This is a genomic window from uncultured Leptotrichia sp. (assembly GCF_938036635.1).
GTDB classification, from domain to species: Bacteria; Fusobacteriota; Fusobacteriia; order Fusobacteriales; family Leptotrichiaceae; genus Leptotrichia; species Leptotrichia hongkongensis.
In genome coordinates, this window is the sequence record NZ_CALHQO010000373.1 from 1 (window position 1) to 4,037 (window position 4,037).

Sequence of the window (4,037 nt, forward strand, 5' to 3'; positions counted from 1 at the left end):
CTTTTTAGCCTTTGTAGATGTAGATTTTGCTTTAGCTGTTGTTTTTTTAGTTGTTTTTTTAGTTGCCTTTTTTGTAGTTTTCTTGGCTTTTTCTGCTTTTTCAGTCACTCTTGTAACTTTCCCAGTTTTTATATTTTTTATAGTCTTACATTCCGGGTATCCTGTGCAAGCCAAAAATTTTCCAAATCTTCCAGTTTTTATTTCATACGGTTTTCCGCAAAATTCACATGTTCCTGCTTCTTCTATTATTTTTCTGTCAATTTCCTGCAACCGTTTCATTTCATCGTTTATTTGCAATACTCCATCCAGCTCTATTACAGCACCTTTTTTATATTTTTGCTTCAATTCAGCTGGCAACGACATTCTTTTTTCATCTTTTTCATAATTTTCACTTTCAAGATATTCTCCAAAACGTCCAACTTTAAGCACATATCTGTTTCCATCTTCATCAAAATAATCAGTCAAAATTCCTTTTTTATTGTTTTGAAGTTTCTCTACTTCCTCTTTTACAAAAACTTCTCCTTTTTTAAGAGCTTCTGGCGATATTGCAATTCCTTTTAACGAAATTTTTTCATTTTCATTTGTTTCACTAATCAAATATTTTCCATAAAGCCCCGTTTTTAAAATCATTGGATTTCCCTCTGAATCCAGCACATCCGATACAATTCTACGATTTTTTATTTTATCAATTTCTTTCTCAAACTTGTCAATATCCTTTTCAAGCGAATCATAAAAAGTTCTCAAAAGTTGTATCCATTCAACTCTCCCTTCTTCAACCTTATCCAGTTCCTTTTCCATATTCGCCGTAAATTTCACATTCATAACATCCTTAAAGTTCTTGACAAGTTCATCCTTTACCTCGTATCCCAAATATGTTGGATGAAAACGCTTTTCAATAAGTTCAACATATTCCCTTGATTTAAGCGTTTCGACAATTGAAGCATAAGTTGATGGACGTCCAATTCCCTCTGATTCCAGTTTTTTTACAAGCGTCGCTTCGGAAAATCTTGTTGGAGGCTTTGTTATTCCTTCTTCCACATTTAATTTGTCTATTGGATGAATACTGCCTTCCTTTAATTCTGGAAAATCTCCAGTCTTAATTTCATCCTCGTCTTTAAAAATCTTGTAATATCCATCAAAAGTTACTTTATTAATAGTCCCACGAAAATTGTAATCTCCATTCACAGCGTTAATTTGCATCTGCTCATACTGCATAGCTGCAAACTGTGAAACTAGAAATCTATCCCAAATCAATTTATACAATCTGTACTGATCATTAGTCAAATAAGCTTTTATATTATCTGGGACTAAGTTAATATCAGATGGACGGATTCCCTCGTGGGCATCCTGAACATTTGATTTTGAATTTTTTACAATATATTTTCCAACGTATTTTTCACCATAATTTTTTGTAATATAATCTTTTGCCATATTTAGGGCATCAACAGAAATTCTTGTAGAATCTGTTCTCATATATGTTATTAGCCCTTTATTTTCGCCATTAATTGCAAGTCCTTCATAAAGCTGCTGTGCAATTCTCATCGTTTTGCTTGCACCGTAACCAAGATATGACGAAGCAAGTTGCTGCAGTGTACTTGTCTTAAATACAAGTGGCGGTCTTTGCGATTTTTTCTTAACTTCTATTTTTTCAAGCGTCAATGATTCATTTTTCAAATCTTTTTTCAATTTTTTTATAACTTTTTCATCAAAGATTTTATCCACTTTTTCATCTGCAATTTTTACTAAATTAAGATTAATATCTTTTTCAATTAATGCACTTACTTCCCAATATTTTTGAGGTACAAACGCATTTATCTCATCTTCCAGGTCACAAATCAGCTTTAATGCAACTGACTGTACACGACCAGCACTGGCGTTACGATTAATTATTTTCCATAAAAGCGGACTTATCTTATATCCCACAATTCTATCCAATAGTCTTCTAGCCTGCTGTGCATTCACAAGGTTATCATTAATATCTCTTGGATTTTTAATCGCATTATTTACAGCCGTCTTTGTTATCTCGTTAAATTCTATCCTTTTTACCTTGTCAGGCTGCTTAATATAATTAGAAATATGCCAAGCAATCGCTTCCCCTTCCCTATCCTGATCTGATGCCAGATAAACAGCGTTTGCACTTTTCGCTTTTTCCTTTAATTTCTTTAAAACCTCACCTTTTCCTTTTATAACCTTATATTGAGGCTCAAAATTATTTTCCACATCTATTCCAATTTTCGTTTTTGGTAAATCAATCACATGTCCGTAAGATGCAACAACTTCATAATTCCTACCAAGTATCTTTTCGATAGTTTTTGCCTTCGACGGTGACTCAACAATAACTAACTTTCTAGCCAACTTTATTTTCTCCTTATTTCTTTATCTATTTATATATTGTATTTATTTATTTTTGAATTATTTTGATTAATGATTATTATTTCTATTTTTCATAACTCCCTCTCCTATTCTGCATAAGTTTTCGATACGAACTTGTTATATCGTTTCATAAATGCAAGTTCTGCAGTCCCTGTTTGTCCGTGCCTATTTTTAGCAATAATTACCTCAATAGTAGAAACATCGTTTGTCTCTTGAACTTCATTTTCATCAGCATCTTCACTTCTATAGTAGTCACCACGGTATAAGAATGAAACGATATCAGCATCTTGCTCAATAGAGCCTGATTCCCTCAGGTCTGAGTTAACCGGGCGTTTATCCTGACGGTTTTCCAAGGTACGGTTTAATTGTGACAGGGCGATCACCGGTACTTCTAATTCTTTTGCCAACGCTTTCAAAGAACGGGAAATTTCCGCAATTTCCAACGTACGATTCTCAGAAAATGCCGGGGCACGCATTAATTGAAGGTAATCCACCATGATTAAACTTAACCCGTTATTTTCACGATAAACCCGTCTGGCACGGGAACGTAGCTCCGTCGGCGTTAAACCGGAAGAATCGTCAATAAATAAATTCGGTTTTTTCGCAAGCATCCCCATGGTGCTGGAAATCTTTGCCCAATCGTTGTCATCCAAGCCCTGACCGGTACGAATTTTCGTTTGATCGACGCGTGAAAGTGATGCCAAGCTACGCATCATAATTTGCTCCGCCGGCATCTCTAAACTGAACACCAATACGGGTTTATCACTGCCTAACGCCGCATTTTCACATAGGTTCATGGCAAAGGTGGTTTTCCCCATGGAAGGACGTGCCGCCACAATAATCAAGTCGGATTTTTGCAAACCTGCCGTTTTCTTATCTAAATCTTTGAAACCGGTGGAAACGCCGGTAACACCTGAATGATCTTTAATTTGACTGAGTTGTTCAATTTTATTGATGGTGTTTTCCAGAATGGAAATGATATTTTGTGGACCTTCGGTGCCGGATGCTCGCTTCTCGGCAATGGCAAAGACTTCCCGCTCCGCCTCATCCAGCAAATGTTTCACATCCTGCCCTTTGGGAGAATAGCTGTTTTGCGCAATTTTGTTCCCCACGGAAATCAACTCGCGCATGATTGCTTTTTCTCGCACCACATTGGCATAAGCGACCACGTTGGCGGCACTCGGCGTGTTATTGGAAAGCTCCGCCAAATAAGCAAAGCCCCCCACCTGTTCGATGACTTCTCGACTTTTCAGCGCCTGTTCTAAGGTAATTAAATCCACCGGCGATTGCTGCGCAATCAGCTTTTCCATTTCCTCAAAAATTAGACGATGTTCAAAGCGGTAAAAATCTTCTTTCACCACATTTTCTGCCACATCATCCCAATACATGTTGTTCAGCAAAATACTGCCCAACACGGCTTGTTCCGCTTCAATGGAATGAGGAGGAATGTTCAAATTGGTGGTGTTTTGGTCTTTCGCAGGAGAAGAATTTTTAGACGCCATTATTGCCTCAGTTGATAAAATAAGTCCCTATATGATATACCAAATCCGGAGGCGGTTTAACTTAAAAGTCGAAAAAAGTGCGGTGGAAATTCGCTCTGAAAATCCACCGCACTTTTGTTTGAAATGAACGGGTGAAAAGAAAGATCAGCCGTTTAATTTGCG

General features: G+C 36.8%; 2 protein-coding genes. Both read right to left on the reverse strand.

Features of this window, described 5'->3' with window-relative positions; translation table 11 throughout:
* Positions 1-2,355: type I DNA topoisomerase (topA, locus tag Q0370_RS07440; protein ID WP_299574085.1), on the reverse strand; the 2,355-nt coding region annotated here is incomplete at its 3' end.
* Positions 2,356-2,459: 104 nt separating this feature from the next.
* On the reverse strand, positions 2,460-3,875 hold the full coding sequence (locus tag Q0370_RS07445; protein ID WP_299574089.1) for a replicative DNA helicase: 1,416 nt from the start codon (positions 3,873-3,875) through the stop codon (positions 2,460-2,462).
* Positions 3,876-4,037 lie beyond the last annotated feature (162 nt).